Origin of the sequence: Streptomyces sp. NBC_00076 (assembly GCF_045041235.1) — a bacterium.
GTDB lineage: Bacteria > Actinomycetota > Actinomycetes > Streptomycetales > Streptomycetaceae > Streptomyces.
The window spans coordinates 7,312,502-7,329,525 of sequence record NZ_CP108242.1; the positions used below are offsets into that span (position 1 = coordinate 7,312,502).

General features: G+C 70.9%; 11 protein-coding genes. 8 read left to right on the forward strand and 3 right to left on the reverse strand.

Going from position 1 to position 17,024, the window contains the following annotated elements:
* Window positions 1-24 precede the first annotated feature (24 nt).
* Window positions 25-1,656 (forward strand): L-glutamate gamma-semialdehyde dehydrogenase, encoded by a 1,632-nt coding sequence (pruA, locus tag OHA64_RS33420; RefSeq protein ID WP_405619518.1) that lies wholly within the window; start codon window positions 25-27, stop codon window positions 1,654-1,656.
* 310 nt (window positions 1,657-1,966) lie between these two features.
* Window positions 1,967-2,098, forward strand: coding sequence for a hypothetical protein (locus OHA64_RS33425; protein WP_020121043.1), 132 nt, complete (start codon window positions 1,967-1,969; stop codon window positions 2,096-2,098).
* An 84-nt stretch (window positions 2,099-2,182) separates the two neighbouring features.
* Here OHA64_RS33425 and OHA64_RS33430 read toward each other — a convergent pair whose 3' ends face one another.
* A complete protein-coding gene (locus OHA64_RS33430) occupies window positions 2,183-3,766 on the reverse strand; it encodes a purple acid phosphatase family protein (RefSeq protein WP_405619520.1) in 1,584 nt (527 codons plus the stop codon).
* 154 nt (window positions 3,767-3,920) lie between these two features.
* Here OHA64_RS33430 and OHA64_RS33435 point away from each other — a divergent pair, with 154 nt between their 5' ends.
* The 5 genes from OHA64_RS33435 (at window position 3,921) to OHA64_RS33455 (ending at window position 12,531) form a co-directional block, all read left to right on the forward strand.
* A complete protein-coding gene (locus OHA64_RS33435) occupies window positions 3,921-4,964 on the forward strand; it encodes a 3-isopropylmalate dehydrogenase (protein ID WP_405619522.1) in 1,044 nt (347 codons plus the stop codon).
* Between the two features lie 273 nt (window positions 4,965-5,237).
* Window positions 5,238-6,329, forward strand: a complete 1,092-nt coding sequence (locus tag OHA64_RS33440) for a branched-chain amino acid aminotransferase (RefSeq protein ID WP_405619524.1) — start codon at window positions 5,238-5,240, stop codon at window positions 6,327-6,329.
* 454 nt (window positions 6,330-6,783) lie between these two features.
* Complete coding sequence (cimA, locus tag OHA64_RS33445) at window positions 6,784-8,388, forward strand: citramalate synthase (protein ID WP_405619526.1); 1,605 nt, start codon at window positions 6,784-6,786, stop codon at window positions 8,386-8,388.
* A 121-nt stretch (window positions 8,389-8,509) separates the two neighbouring features.
* Window positions 8,510-11,035: a glycoside hydrolase family 3 N-terminal domain-containing protein gene (locus OHA64_RS33450; RefSeq protein WP_405619528.1), complete on the forward strand. Its 2,526-nt coding sequence runs from the start codon at window positions 8,510-8,512 to the stop codon at window positions 11,033-11,035.
* 53 nt (window positions 11,036-11,088) lie between these two features.
* On the forward strand, window positions 11,089-12,531 hold the full coding sequence (locus OHA64_RS33455; RefSeq protein ID WP_405619530.1) for a hypothetical protein: 1,443 nt from the start codon (window positions 11,089-11,091) through the stop codon (window positions 12,529-12,531).
* Between the two features lie 118 nt (window positions 12,532-12,649).
* Here the strand turns inward: OHA64_RS33455 and OHA64_RS33460 are convergent, their stop codons facing one another.
* The gene (locus tag OHA64_RS33460; protein WP_405619532.1) at window positions 12,650-13,435 is read right to left on the reverse strand and encodes a S1 family peptidase; all 786 of its coding nucleotides are present in this window, start codon (window positions 13,433-13,435) and stop codon (window positions 12,650-12,652) included.
* A 341-nt stretch (window positions 13,436-13,776) separates the two neighbouring features.
* Window positions 13,777-14,385: a YceI family protein gene (locus OHA64_RS33465; RefSeq protein WP_405619534.1), complete on the reverse strand. Its 609-nt coding sequence runs from the start codon at window positions 14,383-14,385 to the stop codon at window positions 13,777-13,779.
* A 146-nt stretch (window positions 14,386-14,531) separates the two neighbouring features.
* Between OHA64_RS33465 and OHA64_RS33470 the strand changes: the two genes are divergently transcribed.
* The gene (locus tag OHA64_RS33470) at window positions 14,532-16,886 is read left to right on the forward strand and encodes a polysaccharide lyase 8 family protein (RefSeq protein WP_405619536.1); all 2,355 of its coding nucleotides are present in this window, start codon (window positions 14,532-14,534) and stop codon (window positions 16,884-16,886) included.
* Window positions 16,887-17,024: the final 138 nt, after the last annotated feature.

Here is a 17,024-nt window from a genome sequence, read left to right on the forward strand (position 1 = left end):
CGCTCTAGAAGGAGTACGGAAATCATGGACGCTGTGACCCAGGTCCCCACCCCCGTCAACGAGCCGGTGCACGGCTACGCCCCGGGCTCGCCGGAACGCGCTCGACTGGAGACGAAGCTCAAGGAGCTGGCCGACAACCCCGTTGATCTGCCGTGCGTCATCGGCGGCGAGAAGCGACTGGGCGGCGGTGAGCGCTTCGACGTCGTGCAGCCGCACAACCACAAGGCCCGCCTCGGCACGTACGGCAACGCCACCCGGCAGGACGCCCAGGACGCCGTCGACGCGGCCCTCGCCGCCGCGCCCGCCTGGCGTGCGATGTCCTTCGACGACCGAGCGGCGATCATCCTGCGCGCCGCCGAGCTGCTGGCCGGTCCCTGGCGCGAGACGCTGGCCGCCTCCACCATGCTCGGCCAGTCCAAGACCGCCCAGCAGGCCGAGATCGACACCCCCTGCGAGCTGATCGACTTCTGGCGCTTCAACGTCAAGTACGCCCGCGACCTGCTCGCCGAGCAGCCCCCGGCGAACTCTCCGGGCGTCTGGAACCGCCTGGACCACCGCCCCCTCGAGGGCTTCGTCTACGCGATCACGCCCTTCAACTTCACGGCGATCGCGGGCAACCTGCCCACCGCGCCCGCGCTGATGGGCAACGTCGTGGTCTGGAAGCCGTCGCCCACGCAGACCCACGCCGCCGTGCTGCTGATGCGGCTCCTGGAGGAGGCCGGTCTGCCCAAGGGCGTCATCAACCTCGTCACCGGTGACGGCATCGAGGTCTCCGAGGTCGCCCTGAACCACCGCGACCTCGCGGGCATCCACTTCACCGGCTCGACCAGGACCTTCCAGCACCTGTGGAAGACGGTCGGCGCCAACATCGAGAAGTACCGCACCTACCCGCGCCTGGTCGGCGAGACCGGCGGCAAGGACTTCGTCGTCGCCCACCCGAGCGCCGACCCCGCGATCCTCAAGACCGCCCTGACCCGCGGTGCCTTCGAGTACCAGGGCCAGAAGTGCTCCGCGACCTCCCGGGCCTACATCCCGGCGTCGATCTGGAACAGCGGCTTCCGCGAGGAGTTCGCCGCCGAGGTCGACTCCATCGCCATGGGTGACGTCACCGACCTGTCGAACTTCATCGGCGCGGTCATCGACGAGCGCGCCTTCGCCAAGAACAAGGCAGCCATCGACCGGGCGAAGTCGGACCCGAACTGCGCGATCGTCGCGGGCGGTTCGTACGACGACTCGGTCGGCTACTTCGTCCGCCCGACCGTCATCGAGTGCGGCGACCCGGAGAACGAGGTCTTCACGACGGAGTACTTCGGCCCGGTTCTCGCGGTCCACGTCTACGAGGACGACGCGTACGACGAGATGCTGACCCAGATGGAGTCGGTGTCCGACTACGCGCTGACCGGCTCGGTCATCTCCGCCGACCGCGCGGCGGCGGCGTACACGATGGAGAAGCTCCGCTACGCGGCCGGCAACTTCTACATCAACGACAAGTCGACCGGCGCCGTCGTCGGCCAGCAGCCCTTCGGCGGCGGCCGGGCTTCCGGCACCAACGACAAGGCCGGCGCCCCGCAGAACCTGATGCGCTGGACCCTGACCCGCGCGATCAAGGAGACGTTGGTCCCGCCGACCGACTACCCGTACCCGCACATGGGCTGAGCCCACGCGCACACGGACGGGCCAGGTCGTCGACCTGGCCCGTTCCTGTGCGTCCGCGACGAGGACGGGGCGCAGGTCGGCGCGGTGTTGGGAGGGCGCCGTCTCAGATAGTAGGAAGTCCGAGTAATTGTGGAGACAGACAGGCCGTCCTCCCTTAACTTTGTAGGAGCCGAACGTCTCGCTCGACCCAGCGAATGGCGGTCGTGAGCCGGGCCCCGTGCAGGCAACCCCTGCGGCACCGCTCCCCGCCTCTTCCGGCGTCTCGTAACCCCCTTTGTGCACTCCGGAATCTCGAAGGAGTCGATTCCCCATGGCCGAGACGACCGCCCGCCGTCGAGTCCGTCACACCTCTCGTACCAGCGAGTCGGACCGCAAGAACGCCGCCGCCGCACTCCAGCGCGCCCTCGACCGCCGCGACAACGGCGGCTCGACCGGCCACTGACCTGCGAAAGCGGGACACGCGAGTCCGCAGAGCCTGGATTCGCACAAGACGGGAGCCGCACCCGCATCGAGGTGCGGCGCGGTTTCACGCGCCGCGCCGCACCTCGAAATGGTCGATGCGCTTCCCGTTCTGCGCCAGCGCCGACACCGTGAGCTTCGGTCGCGTACCGCTCTCCGCCTCCACCGAGAGGAGGGAGAACCCGCGGTAGCGCACCCGGGACCACTCGACAGTCTCCTTCCTGGACTGCTGCGTCTTCGTCCACTGGAAGGACTCCACGGACTCGCGGTCCTTGACGTGTCCCTCGTAGCTCTCCTTCACGCCCGCCGGGAAGCCGTACAGGTCCCTGCCGCCGCCGCCCGCCGTGACGTACACGATCCCGTCCCTCGTCGGGTCGGTCGTCGCGCCGATCGGGACCGGCCGGCCCACCTCCCCGTCCCTGATGGCGTCCGTGCGCTCGTAGACGTGGTTGTGGCCGTTGATCACCAGGTCCACCTGGTGCTTGGCGAACAGCGGCAGCCACTCCTTGCGCACGCCCCCGTCGGAGGCGTGCGAGGAGGTCGAGTAGGCGCAGTGGTGGAAGAAGACCACGACGAAGTCCACGGCGGCGTCCGCCCGCAGCTCGGCCAGCTTCCGGTCCAGCCAGGCCGTCTGCTTCCCGCCCGTGTAGCCGAAGTTGGCGGGGATCTCGTACGAGACGTCGTTCGCGTCCAGTGCCACGCAGGCGACGTTGCCGTACCTGAACGCGTACACGCCGGGCGCGGTGCGCGGGTCGAAGCCGTTGTCCGGGAGGGACCAGCGGGCCAGCTGGCCGCCGTAGCCCTCCGGTGAGTACCAGGCCTCCATGTCGTGGTTGCCGGTCGTCACCATCCAGGGGACCGACTTCGCGACGGGCTCGTTCTGCTTGAGGAACAGGTCCCAGTAGGCGGGGTCGTAGCCGTCGCTCTTCTCGCCGTGGCCGGTGCCGTCCGCGTAGCAGATGTCACCCGCGTGCAGGTGGAAGGCGGGCTTCTGGTCCAGCAGGACACGGTCGTTGGCGGCGGCCGCCCGGCTGACCCCCTGGTCGCCGAACGCGGTGAACACGAACCGCTCCGGTGTCGCCGGCGCCGTACGGAACGAGCCGATCGTCGACCGGTGGGCGGGCGCGGCCGGGTCGAAGCCGTCGTGGCCGACGCCGTAGTAGTACGTGGTGCCGGGGAGCAGGCCGTCCAGGGCCGCGTGTCCGTAGAACTGGTCGAGCGCCAGGCGCACCCCGCTCACCCCCGGCGTGTGCAGGTCGCGCACCTCCGCGTCGATCTTCCGGCTCAGGTCGTCGGGCCGGGTGCCGATCCGGACGTACGGCCTGCGCACCGCGAACGGGACCTGCCAGGAGATCCGCATCCCGGTCCGGGGATCGGCGCCGAAGGCGAGATGCCGGCCGAACGGGACGGCGGCCGAGCCATGGGCCCCTGACGCCGACGCCGACGCCGACGAGGCCGAGGTGGCCGTCGGGCTGACCGCGGTGCGCGGCGAGTTGCCGCCCGAACAGCCCGTCAGCAGCCCGCCGGCCACCGCGCCCGCCGTCACCAGGGTGCGCCGCCGGGACAGCTTCGTGCGCAGGTACTCGTGCTGCTCGGCCATGCTCATCCGGCGCGCGAGTTCGGGCGGGATGCCGCAGTCGGGTGTCTCCATGAGGGTGAACTTCCCAGCGGAGCTCAACACCGGTCATACGTACGGGTGAACGCGCGGCAACGGGTTGGCGTGCACGTCCCTCCGACAGTGCTCCCGCATGTCCGTATCGCGGACAACGCATGTCATCCCATGGGACAAGGAGTACGGTGCCGACATGTCTCGCAGCCTCAATCTCGCAGTGATCCCCGGTGACGGCATCGGCCAGGAAGTCGTGGCCGAAGGCCTGAAGGTCCTCTCCGCCGTCCTTCCGCAGGATGTGAAGCTGGAGACCAAGGACTACGACTTCGGGGCCAAGCGCTACCACGCCACCGGCGAGACCCTCACGGACGCCGACCTCGACGCCCTCAAGAAGCACGACGCGATCCTGCTCGGCGCGATCGGCGACCCGTCGGTGCCGTCCGGTGTCCTGGAGCGCGGCTTCCTGCTCAAGCTCCGTTTCGCCTTCGACCACCACGTCAACCTGCGTCCCTCGAAGCTGCTGCCGGGTGTCGCCACCCCGCTGGCCGGCGAGCCGCAGATCGACTTCGTCGTCGTCCGCGAGGGCACCGAGGGTCCGTACACCGGCAACGGCGGCACCATCCGCAAGGGCACCGATCACGAGGTCGCCACCGAGGTCTCCGTCAACACCGCCTTCGGTGTGGAGCGCGTGGTCCGGGACGCCTTCGCCCGCGCCCAGGCCCGCCCGCGCAAGCAGCTCGCGCTGATCCACAAGAACAACGTGCTGACCTTCGCCGGTCACCTGTGGACGAACATCTTCAACAAGGTGGCCGCGGAGTTCCCCGAGGTCACCACCGAGTACATGCACGTGGACGCGGCGACCATCTACCTGGTCACGCAGCCCGAGCGCTTCGACGTGATCGTCACCGACAACCTCTTCGGCGACATCATCACCGACCTCGCCGCGGCCGTCTCCGGCGGCATCGGCGTCGCCGCGAGCGGGAACATCAACCCGTCCGGCGAGTTCCCGTCCATGTTCGAGCCCGTGCACGGCTCGGCCCCGGACATCGCCGGCCAGGGCAAGGCCGACCCCACCGCCACGGTCCTGTCCGTCGCCCTGCTCCTGCGTCACCTCGGCTACGAGGCCGAGGCCGCCCGCATCGACGAGGCGGTCTCCGTAGACCTCGCGGAGCGCACCGGCAAGCCGGCCCGCAGCACCTCCGAGATCGGCGACGCGCTCGCCGTACGCGTAGCCGGCTGACCCGCCGCGCTTCCCGCAAGCCGCCGGGTCACTGAGAACCCGGCGGCTTTCGCATGTCCCCGCCGGGTGCCACCATCATCCCCTGGGTCGCATCTCACGCCGTTCTCGCCCCCGACAGCCTCAAGGGCGCTGGCGGTACCTCATCGGACTCCCGCTTGCGATAATCGAACGCGGAGCCGCGGAATGAGGGAAAGCTCGGACGTCCTAGCACTGGCCACGGGCAGTACGGGCGTGAGCGCGGCCCGTCACTACGACCGGTGAAGGACACCACTCATGACGACGCCCACGACGATCGAGCTCAAGCCGTCCGCCAGCCCGCTCTCCGCCGCCGAGCGCGAGGCGATCCTGGCCAACCCCGGGTTCGGCCGCCACTTCACCGACCACATGGTGACGATCAAGTGGACGGAGGGGCGCGGCTGGCACGACGCGCAGCTCGTTCCGTACGGGCCGATCTCCCTCGACCCCTCCACCCACGTCCTTCACTACGGCCAGGAGATCTTCGAGGGCCTCAAGGCGTACCGCCAGTCCGACGGCTCGGTCGCGGTCTTCCGCCCCGAGGCCAACGCCCGCCGCTTCCGCAACTCGGCCCGCCGGATGGCCATGGCCGAGCTGCCCGAGGAACTGTTCATCGCGGCCCTCGACGCGCTGCTCGGGCAGGACGCCGACTGGGTGCCGCCGCACGGCGGCGAGGAGTCCCTCTATCTGCGCCCGTTCATGTTCGCCACGGAGGCCGCGCTCGGCGTGCACCCGGCGAACGAGTACCTCTTCATGCTGATCGCGTCCCCCTCCGGCGCCTACTTCGCCGGTGGCGTCAAGCCGGTCACCATCTGGGTCTCCGAGGACCATGTCCGCGCCGTCCCCGGCGGCACCGGTGACGCCAAGACGGGCGGCAACTACGCGGCCTCCCTGCTGCCCCAGGCCGAGGCCGCCCGCAACGGCTGCGACCAGGTCGTCTACCTCGACGCGGTGACCCGCACCAAGGTCGAGGAGTCCGGCTCGATGAACATCGCCTTCGTCTACGGCGACCGCATCGTCACCCCGTCGCTCACCGGTTCGATCCTGGAGGGCATCACCCGCGACTCGCTCCTCCAGGTCGCCCGCGACCTCGGTTACACCGCCGAGGAGGATGTCGTCACGCTGGAGCAGTGGCGCGCGGACGCCGCCTCCGGCGCCCTCACCGAGGTCTTCGCCTGCGGCACCGCGGCCGTCGTCACCCCGGTCGGCCACGTCAAGACCAAGGACTCCGCCTGGACCCACGGCGACGGCACCCCCGGCCAGGTCACGCTGCGGCTGCGGGAGGCCCTGCTGGGCATCCAGCGGGGGGTCAACGAGGACAAGCACGGCTGGATGCACAAGCTGGGCTGAGCCGCGCGGATCCGGAGCGCGCGGATCCGGAGCACGCGGATCCTGAGGCCCGCCGCGTCCTGCGGCGGGCCTCGGTTGGTCCGCCGCTTCGCGGGCCGCCCCGGAGCCCGGGCCACCCCGGCCGGGGCGTCGGTGGCAGCTTCTTGCAAGATCACAGGCTCGCATTCTGAGACGGCCGGTGAGCGCCGGGGCGGGTTGTGCCAGACTGCGTCCGTGCTCTCGTTCGCCATGATTATTGGCAGCAGGCGCGCCGGTCCGCAGTGACCGCCACGTACGACCAGGTACGGGCGGACACCGTCGTCCTCGACCCGCGCGCAGACCTCTCGCACCCGCGAGGGGTTTTTCGCTTTTTCTGGCCCACCCGCAGCCGGAGGCGAGAGCGCGAGGGACCATGTGGGGACGGTGGAGCCGGTCATTCCGGTAGACCGAGATCCAACACAGGAGCCTTGACACCATGACCGAACCCAGCGAACTCGACGATTCGTTCCACGTCTTCGACACCACTCTGCGCGACGGCGCGCAGCGGGAGGGCATCAACCTCACCGTCGCGGACAAGCTGGCCATCGCGCGGCACCTGGACGACTTCGGCGTGGGCTTCATCGAGGGCGGCTGGCCCGGCGCCAACCCGCGGGACACCGAGTTCTTCGCCCGCGCACAGCAGGAGATCGACTTCAAGCACGCCCAGCTGGTCGCCTTCGGTGCCACCCGCCGGGCCCGCGCGAAGGCCTCCGAGGACCCGCAGGTCAAGGCCCTCCTGGACTCGGGGGCCCCGGTGATCACGCTGGTCGCGAAGTCGCACGACCGGCACGTGGAACTCGCCCTGCGCACCACGCTGGACGAGAACCTGGAGATGGTCCGCGACACGGTCTCCTACCTGACGGAGCAGGGCCGCCGGGTCTTCGTCGACTGCGAGCACTTCTTCGACGGCTACCGCGCCAACCCCGAGTACGCGAAGGCGGTCGTACGGGCCGCCTCTCAGGCCGGCGCGTCCGTGGTGATCCTCTGCGACACCAACGGCGGGATGCTCCCCGCGCAGGTCCAGGCGGTCGTCTCCACGGTGCTGGCCGACACCGGCGCCCGGCTCGGTATCCACACCCAGGACGACACGGGCTGCGCGGTCGCCAACACCCTCGCAGCGGTCGACGCCGGCGCGACCCATGTCCAGTGCACGGCGAACGGCTACGGCGAGCGGGTCGGCAACGCCAACCTGTTCCCGGTGGTCGCCGCGCTGGAGCTGAAGTACGGCAAGAAGGTGCTGCCCGAGGGCAAGCTCCGCGAGATGACGCGCATCTCGCACGCGATCGCGGAGGTGGTCAACCTGACCCCCTCCACCCACCAGCCCTACGTGGGCGTCTCCGCCTTCGCCCACAAGGCCGGCCTGCACGCGTCCGCCATCAAGGTCGACCCCGACCTGTACCAGCACATCGACCCCGAGCAGGTCGGCAACACCATGCGGATGCTGGTCTCCGACATGGCGGGCCGCGCGTCGATCGAGCTCAAGGGCAAGGAACTCGGCATCGACCTCGGCGGCGACCGCGAGCTGGTCGGCCGGGTGGTCGACCGGGTCAAGGAGCGCGAGCTCCAGGGCTACACGTACGAGGCGGCGGACGCGTCCTTCGAGCTGCTGCTGCGCGCCGAGGTCGAGGGCAGGCCCCTGAAGTACTTCGAGGTCGAGTCCTGGCGCGCGATCGTCGAGGACCGCCCTGACGGCAGCCACGCCAACGAGGCCACGGTCAAGCTCTACGCCAAGGGCGAGCGCATCGTCGCCACGGCGGAGGGCAACGGCCCGGTGAACGCCCTGGACCGGTCCCTGCGGGTCGCACTGGAGAAGATCTACCCCCAGCTCGCCAAGCTCGACCTGGTCGACTACAAGGTCCGCATCCTGGAGGGCGTCCATGGCACCCAGTCCACCACCCGTGTCCTGATCTCCACGTCCGACGGGGCGGGGGAGTGGTCGACGGTGGGTGTCGCGGAGAACGTGATCGCGGCGTCCTGGCAGGCGCTGGAGGACGCGTACGCGTACGGGCTGCTGCGGGCGGGGGTGGAGCCGGCGGAGTAGGACCGCCCCTGGGGGTGGTGCCGACTCGGCGTACCGCGGGGCGTCTTGACGGCCTGAGGGCCTGCCGGTGGAGTTGTGGGGCCAGTGCCGTGCGATTCCCGAGCCGCCCGGAGGGACGTTCATGCGAAGGACAGTCCTGCTCGTCTCCACCGTCTTACTGACCGGTCTGCTGCCCCTTGCCTCCGCGGGATCCGCCGCGGGGGCCCGTGCCGCGGACGACCCCGTTCCCGCCTCCGTCTCCGTCGACCGCTTCGAGGGCGAGGGGGCGTCGCGCGCGAGCGTGGCGACCGACGCCGCTGTCCACCCGGTCGAGGAGGGCGGCACGGCAGGCGTCCGGCTCACCGTCGCCACCACCGGCTCCGCCCCGATCGACGAGCCGGTGACCGTCGCCTACGAGACGACCGGCGGCACCGCCTCGGGCAGCGACTACACACCGATCAAGGGCAAGGTCACGTTCCCGGCCGGCACCGCCTCCGGCACCTCCCGCACCGTGCGGGTCCGCACCCTCGAGGACAGGTCCGCCGAGGCCGCCGAGACGATCCCGCTCAAGCTGACGGTCACCGGCGCCGAGCCCCCCGCCGAGACCCCGCAGGTCGTGGTCGACGCCCACGGGCTGCCGTATCTGAACAGCGCGCTGCCGGTGAAGAAGCGCGTCGCCGACCTCCTGTCCCGGATGTCCCTGGCGGAGAAGGCCGGTCAGATGACCCAGGCCGAGCGCGAAGCCGTCACCACCCCGGGAGACATCGCCGCGTACGGCCTCGGCTCGCTGCTCTCCGGCGGCGGCTCCACCCCGACGCCCAACACCGCAGAAGCCTGGGCGAAGATGATCGACGCCTTCCAACTGCGGGCGCGGGCAACCCGGTTCCAGATCCCGCTGATCTACGGCGTCGACGCCGTGCACGGTCACAACAACCTCGTCGGCGCCACGATCATGCCGCACAACATCGGCATCGGGGCGACCAGAGATCCCCAACTCGCCCGCAGGACCGGCTCGGTGACCGCCGCCGAGGTCCGCGCCACCGGCATCCCCTGGGACTTCGCCCCCTGCCTGTGCGTCGCCCGCGACGAACGCTGGGGCCGCACCTACGAGTCCTTCGGCGAGGACCCCGCCCTGGTCGAGGCCATGGAGACGGTCGTCCAGGGTCTCCAAGGCGCCCGAGACGGCAAGGACTTGAAGAACGACGACAAGGTCCTGGCCACCGCCAAGCACTTCGTCGGCGACGGAGGCACGGCGTACGGCTCCTCCACCACCGGGACGTACACCATCGACCAGGGCGTCACCAAGGTCACCCGGCAGCAGTTGGAGGCAGTCCACCTGGCGCCGTACCAGAAGGCCGTCGACCTCGGCGTCGGCACGGTCATGCCGTCGTTCTCGTCGCTCGACATCGCGGGCGACGGCCAGGGTCCGGTGAAGATGCACGCCCGCGCCGACATGATCAACGGGGTGCTGAAGGGCCGGATGGGCTTCGACGGCTTCGTCGTCAGCGACTGGGCCGCCATCGACCAACTCCCCGGCGACCTCGCCTCCGACGTCCGTACGTCGGTCAACGCGGGCCTCGACATGATCATGGTCCCGTACGCGTACCAGGACTTCCACCGCACCCTCGTCGACGAGGTCGAGGCGGGCCGTGTCAGCGAGCGGCGGATCGACGACGCCGTCTCGCGCATCCTCACGCAGAAGTTCCGGCTGGGGCTCTTCGAGAAGCCGTACGCCGACACCGACGGCGCCGCCGCGATCGGCTCCGCAGGGCACCGCGCCGTGGCCCGCCAGGCCGCCGCCGAGTCGCAGGTGCTGCTGAAGAACTCCGCGGGCCTGCTGCCGCTGAGGAAGAGCCAGAAGGTGTACGTCGCCGGGTCCGACGCCGACGACATCGGCAACCAGACCGGCGGCTGGACCGTCACCTGGCAGGGCTCCTCCGGCGACATCACCCCGGGCACGACCATCCTGGAGGGGATGCGCAGGGCCGGCGGTGACGTCACCTACTCCGAGGACGCCTCGGCATCGACGCACGGTTACGACGTCGGCGTGGTCGTCGTCGGCGAGACTCCGTACGCCGAGGGCGTCGGCGACGTCGGCAACGGCCACGACCTGGAGCTGTCCGCCGCCGACCGGGCGGCCGTGGACAAGGTGTGCGCCGCTATGCGGTGCGCGGTGCTGATCGTCTCCGGGCGTCCCCAGCTGATCGGCGACCGGCTCGGCGACATCGACGCCCTGGTGGCCTCCTGGCTGCCCGGCACGGAGGGCGACGGTGTCGCGGACGTCCTCTACGGCAGGCGGGCCTTCACCGGACAGCTGCCGCTGACCTGGCCGAAGTCCGAGGCCCAGCTGCCGATCAACGTCGGCGACGCGGCGTACGACCCGCTGTACCCGTACGGCTGGGGCCTCACCACGCTGACCAAGGTCCCGCAGGGCGACCGGGCGACGCTGCGGGCGCTGGCGGCGGAGGCCAGGGCGGCGGAACGGGCCGGAGCCCAGGAGAAGGGCCGCGGGCTCGTCACCGAGGCACGGCTGATCGTCCAGCAGAAGGTGGGCCGGCACATCACGGCGGCGGTGGCGAAGCCCTTCGCCGACGCGGACCACCTGCTGCTGACCGGGCGCTACGGAGAGGCGGTGGAGCGGCTGACGGCGGCCTACCGGGCGGTGTGAACGCTTCTCCTGCCGACATGCCTGATTGTCCGCCTTTCGGGTAGTTTCGAGGTATGAAGGCCGCGCTGCTGACTCGAGGCCCGACCCGGTTGCTGCTCGCGCCGGCGCTCGCCGTCCTGGCCCTTCTGACGGGCCTGGCGGTGGGCGCCCCGAGCGCCGACGCGGCCCAGCACACGACGGCGGCGACGAGCGCCATGGCGGTTACGAGTGCCACCGAGGCGAAGCGTGCCACCACTGCCACGAGTGTCTCGGCCGTCGCCGAGGCCCTGCGCGAGAGTCCGGTCTACGTCGACCCGGCCGCCCGCGCACAGCTCTCCGCGGCCGACGCCGCCACCTTGACCCGGCAGATCAAGGACGCCGACAAGCCCTTGTTCGTCGCCGTGCTCCCGGCCGGCTACCCGACCAAGAACCTCTTCACCGACCTGCGCACCGCCACGGGGATCACCGGCCTCTACGCGATCCGCCTCGGAGCGGACTTCGACGCCCGCGCGGACTCCGCGGTCCTGCCCCAGGCTGCCGTGCGGAACCTCGTGACCAGCGTCAAGGGCGAAAGCGACGCCACGAAGCAACTCGACGACTTCACCGACCGCGCCCTGACCAACATGGGCGGTTCGGCGCCCTCCACCTGGGGTTCCTCCTCCGACGGCGCCGGCAGGGTGTCCACCGCCGCGCTGATCACCGTCGGCGCGGTGCTGGTGGTGGGCGGCGCGGGCGCCTACACGGTGGTCCGGCGCAACCGGCGGCGTCACGAGGAGGAGCAGCGGGCCGCGCTGGAGAAGCTGCGGGTCGTCGTCGACGAGGACATCACCGCGTTCGGCGAGGAACTGGACCGCCTCGACTTCCATCCGGCTCAGGCGGGCGCGGACGACGCCATGCGCGCGGACTACGAGCGATCGCTGGACGCCTACGACCGGGCGAAGTCGGCCATGGCGGAGGCCGGGAAGCCGGAGGACGTGCGGGCTGTCACCGAGGCCCTGGCGGACGGCCGCTTCTCGCTCGCCGCACTGGCCGCCCGCCGCGAGAGCCGGCCGTTGCCCGACCGCCGACCGCCCTGCTTCTTCGACCCGCGGCACGGTCTGTCGGTGGCCGACGCGACCTGGACGCCCCCGGGCGGCACGACCCGTGAGGTCCCCGTCTGTGCGGCCGACCGGACCCGGCTGGCCGACGGCCGCGACCCGGAGGTCCGCGAGGTCGACACCGAGCACGGCCGCCGTCCGTACTGGGAGGCGGGCCCCGCCTACGGCCCCTGGGCGGGCGGCTACTTCGGCGGCGGCATCCTGCCCGGCCTGCTCGTCGGCACCCTGCTCGGCAGCATGATGGCCACCCCGGCCTACGCGGCCGACTACGGCTCCGGCTACGGCGACTTCGGCGGCTACGAGGGCGGCGACGTGTCCGGCGCGGACTTCAACTCCGACGACTTCGGCGGCGGCTTCGGCGGAGGGGACTTCGGGGGCGGCGACTTCGGCGGAGGCGGGGACTTCGGCGGCGGGTTCTGACCGCCGGACGGACTGAAGGGGTGCGGGTGCGGGCCCGGCGCGGAATGGCGCGCCGGGCCCGTGGACGTCGTACGAGAACAGACGTGTCAGAGCGAGGACGCGTCAGAGCGAGGAAGGGTCACAGCGTGGACGCGGCCGAGGCGATGGCGGAGGCGAAGGTGGAGACCTCGGTGTAGACGCCGGGGGCGTTCGGCTGGGCGCAGCCGTCGCCCCAGCTGACGATGCCGACCTGGACCCAGGCGTTGGCGGAGTCCCGGCGGAACATCGGGCCGCCGGAGTCGCCCTGGCAGGTGTCGACGCCGCCCGCGGCGAAGCCGGCGCAGATCTCCTGGGCGGAGACGAGGCCGCTGTAGAGGCCGCCGTACGCCTTGCAGGTGGCGTCGCTGATGAACGGCACCGTGGCCTTGAGCATGTAACGCTGCTGGGCGCCGCCCTCGCGGGCCGCTCCCCAACCGGCGACGGTGAAGTCGCCGGTGTTGTACTGCGTGGTGGTGGCGATCTTCAGCGTGGGCAGGTTGATCGGCTGGGCGAGCTTGATGAGCGCCCAGTCCTTGCCGGTGCCGTTGTAGCCGGGGGCCTGGAGGACCCTGGTGGACCTGACCTGGACGCGGCCGGTGCTGGACTGCAGGTCGACGACGCCGGCGGTGGCCGTGATGCTGGTGTTGGCGCCGGAGCCGCTCACACAGTGCGCGGCCGTGAGCACTATCTGCTGGGTGTACAGCGCGCCGCCGCAGCCCATCGAGAGCCGGACCATGAACGGGAACTCGCCCTGCGCGGCGCGGGTGCCGCCGACGACGGGCGAGGGGGCGGCCTGGGCGGCCGAGACGGGCTGAAGACTGGCGACCGCGAGGGCGACGGCGCCGACGGCCGCGCATCTCTTGAGGGCCGTGAGGAGTCTCTTCAACGTGGTGCCCTTTCGTGGGGGTTCAGCTGCGGACTCGTGCATCCGGAAGAGCCAGATTTGGCGTGCGCATGTCATAACGGACTGCAAAAAAACACCCATTGACTGGCATGGGCAGGACAAATTCTGCTGCTGGATTATGAGAACGCTGTGAGCACTCACACAAGGGGCGTGATCCGGCCACCGGTGTCCGGATCGGCCGGGCCCGTGGTCGGCCGAGCCCCTTGCAGGCGGAGACCCTCGCACCGCCCGGATGACGACAGAGCCCGTCGCACCACCCGGTACGGGGGCGGTGCGACGGGCTCATGAGGCTGTGTGGCCACCGGCCACATCACCGCGGCGGTTCAGGCGTTCTTGATCGCCGAGATGTCGAAGTTCAGCTTGATCTTGTCGGAGACCAGGACCCCGCCCGTCTCCAGGGCGGCGTTCCACGTCAGGCCCCACTCGGAGCGCAGGATCTCCGCCTTGCCCTCGAAGCCGACGCGCTCGTTGCCGAACGGGTCCTTCGCGGCGCCGTTGAACTCCAGGTCGATGCTGAGCGGCCTGGTGACGCCGAGGATCTCCAGGTCACCGGTGATGCGGTAGTCGTCGCCGCCCAGGGCCTCGGCGGAGGTGGAGCGGAAGGTCATGGCGGGGAACTCGTCGGTCTTGAAGAAGTCGGAGCTCTTGAGGTGTCCGTCGCGGTCCGGGGAGCCCGTGTCGATGCTGTCCATCGTGACGTCGAGGGACGCGGTGGACGCGGACGGGTCGCTGCCGTCCAGGTGCAGCGAGCCGCTGAAGTCGAGGAACTTGCCCTTGACGTTCGTGACCATGGCGTGCCGGGCCACGAAGCCGAGGGTTGAGTGGGCCGGGTCGATCGTGTAGTCGCCGGTCAGTGCGGCCAGGTCCGGGTTCACGGCGGCGGGCGTCGCGGCGGTCGAGTCGGCGGTGTCCTTGCGGCCGAAGATGCTCATGGTCTGCTCCCGGGAGAGAGGATGTTTAATGTTCAACGACTCCAACAAGGGCGACCATAGACCTATTCCGTACGCACTTCAACACGCCCTTCAACGTCTTTCGCGAAGTGTTGGCGGGCCGGGGACGAGGTGGTAGACGACGAGGCATGACTCCCCAGCGCCGGGCCCCCGCCTCCGTGCGGCCCACCCGCCGAGCCCTCCTGCTCACGGCCGCCCTCATGGCGACGACCGCCGCGGCGACCCCCGGCACGCGGACCGGGGGTGACCCCGCCGCCCCCTTCGCAGCCCTGCGCCGCCGCTGGCTCGACATCACCCTCGGGGCCGGTTACGACCCCGCCGCCGAGCCGTACGCCTCCCGCCTTGCCGAGACCGGCGTGCTCGCCCGCGGCTTCCGCGCCACCATGGCCCCCACCGCGACCTCCCTGTGGCCGGGCCGGCCCTACGACCCACCCGCCGGCATCACCCAGAGCTACGGCCGCCTGTGGACCATGGCCCAGGCGTACGTCCGCGAGGGCACCGGCTCGACCGGCGACGAGGGGCTGCTCACCGACGTGCTCCGCGGGCTCGACCACCTCTCCGTCACCGTCTACAACCCGTCCACCACCCGCTACGGCAACTGGTGGGAATGGCAGATCGGCAGCCCGCGCCTGCTCATGGACATCACGGCCGCCCTGTACGACCACCTCGGCGACGACCGCCGGGAAGCCGCCTGCGCCGCGGTCGACCACTTCATTCCGGACGCGCTGCTGGCCGACTACTCCGGCACCTCCACCGGCGCCAACCGCGTGGACCTGTGCCGATCCGTCGCCCTGCGCGGCATCCTGGGCCGCGAACCCACCAGGATCGCCCTCGCCCGCGACGCGCTCTCGCCGGTCTTCCCGTACGTCACCCAGGGGGACGGCCTCTACGCGGACGGCTCGTTCGTGCAGCACACCTGGGTCGCCTACTCGGGGACGTACGGCCAGGTCATGCTCGACGGACTCGGCCGTCTCTTCGCGCTGCTGGCCGGCTCCGCGTGGGAGGTGACCGACCCCGGCCAGCAGATCGTCCTGGGCAGCGTCGAGTACGCCTACGCCCCGCTGATCCATGACGGGTTGGTGATGGACGCCGTCAACGGGCGTGCCATCAGCCGGGGTTACCTCAAGAGCGACGACCGCCACGTCCTGCGCAGCGACCACTACCACGGACAGGGTCTCATCGCCGCCATCGCGCTGCTCGCCGCCGGCGCGAGTCCCGCGGAACGCGATCGCTGGTACGCCCGCGTCAAGGGCTGGATCGAACGGGACACCGTGACACCGGTCCTGACGGCGCCTCAGTACGACGTGGCCGATCTGGCCCGACTCCACACCGTGGTCGCCTCCTCGGTGCCCGCCGCCCCGGAACCCGTCGGCCACCGGCTCTTCGCCGCGATGGACCGGGCCGTCCACCGCCGCCCCGCCTTCACCGCGAGCATCGCCATGGCGAGCGACCGCATCGCGTCCTACGAGTGCGGCAACGGCGAGAATCCGCGCGGCTGGCACACGGGCGCCGGGATGGTCTCCTGGTGGCCCGCCGGCACCGGCCGGTCCGATCAGTACACCGACTGGTTCTGGCCCACCGTCGACTGGTACCGCCTCCCCGGCACCACCGTCTCCACCAAGCGGCTCCCCGACCGCGCCGGCGGCGAGTGGGGCGCGCCCAAGCCGGACGTCCGCTGGGTCGGCGGCACCACCGACGGCGAGTACGCGGCGGTCGGCCAGCACCTGAAGGGGCTGGACTCCACCCTCCAGGCCCGTAAGTCCTGGTTCTGCGTCGCGGACGCGGTGATCTGCCTCGGCGCGGGCATCACCTGCGCCGACGGCGTCCCGGTCGAGACGGTCGTCGACAACCGCAACCTGGGGGAGGGCGGCACCGCGGCCTTCGTGCGCGGCCACGGCTGGGCCCACCTGGAGGGCCACGGCGGCTGGGTGATCCGCCGGGGCAGCCTGCGGACGCTCCGTGAGGACCGCACCGGTGCCTGGTCCGACATCAACACCACCAGCACGACCGAGCGCCGCACCCGCCGCTGGCAGACCCTCTGGCTGGACCACGGCACCGACCCGACGGACGCCGCATACGTCTACGTCCTGCTGCCCGGAGCCTCCCGCCGTACGGTCGCCGCCCGCGCCGCCGACCGGCACTGGCTGTCGGTCCTCGCCAACGACGCCGCCTGCCAGGCGGTCGGCGTCCCCTCCCTGGGCCTCACCGCCGCCAACTTCTGGCAGTCCGGATCGGCGGGCGGGCTGACCGCGTCCGGCGGCGCGAGCGTGCTGCTCCGGCGCCGGGGGCGTACCGCCACCCTGTGCGTGAGCGAGCCGCCCCGAACGGGCGAACCCCTGGAGATCACCTGGGAGCACCCGGTACGCACGGTGATCCGGGCGGACGACACGGTCGAAGTGCTTTCGGCGGACCGCCGACTGGTCCTCCGCGTCACTCCGGGGAGGGCATCTGCCACCCATGAATGTGAGGTGACTCTCAGCTGACGACTTTGTGCGACCTCTACAAGCGGAAAGCCCCCTGAGCAGTCCGAAGGGGTGTACGCCGCCATGGTTCTGTTCAGTGGCACCAGGAAAACGGTCCGGAGACTGTACGGAGTCAACGGCGAGCTTTTCGCGCTCTGG

Bases quoted from the DNA above. Each gene is read 5' to 3' on its own strand.
- pruA (WP_405619518.1), top strand. From the start codon at position 25: ATGGACGCTGTGACCCAGGTCCCCACCCCCGTCAACGAGCCGGTGCAC.
- OHA64_RS33425 (WP_020121043.1), top strand. From the start codon at position 1,967: ATGGCCGAGACGACCGCCCGCCGTCGAGTCCGTCACACCTCTCGTACC.
- OHA64_RS33430 (WP_405619520.1), bottom strand. From the start codon at position 3,766: ATGGAGACACCCGACTGCGGCATCCCGCCCGAACTCGCGCGCCGGATG.
- OHA64_RS33435 (WP_405619522.1), top strand. From the start codon at position 3,921: ATGTCTCGCAGCCTCAATCTCGCAGTGATCCCCGGTGACGGCATCGGC.
- OHA64_RS33440 (WP_405619524.1), top strand. From the start codon at position 5,238: ATGACGACGCCCACGACGATCGAGCTCAAGCCGTCCGCCAGCCCGCTC.
- cimA (WP_405619526.1), top strand. From the start codon at position 6,784: ATGACCGAACCCAGCGAACTCGACGATTCGTTCCACGTCTTCGACACC.
- OHA64_RS33450 (WP_405619528.1), top strand. From the start codon at position 8,510: ATGCGAAGGACAGTCCTGCTCGTCTCCACCGTCTTACTGACCGGTCTG.
- OHA64_RS33455 (WP_405619530.1), top strand. From the start codon at position 11,089: ATGAAGGCCGCGCTGCTGACTCGAGGCCCGACCCGGTTGCTGCTCGCG.
- OHA64_RS33465 (WP_405619534.1), bottom strand. From the start codon at position 14,385: ATGAGCATCTTCGGCCGCAAGGACACCGCCGACTCGACCGCCGCGACG.
- OHA64_RS33470 (WP_405619536.1), top strand. From the start codon at position 14,532: ATGACTCCCCAGCGCCGGGCCCCCGCCTCCGTGCGGCCCACCCGCCGA.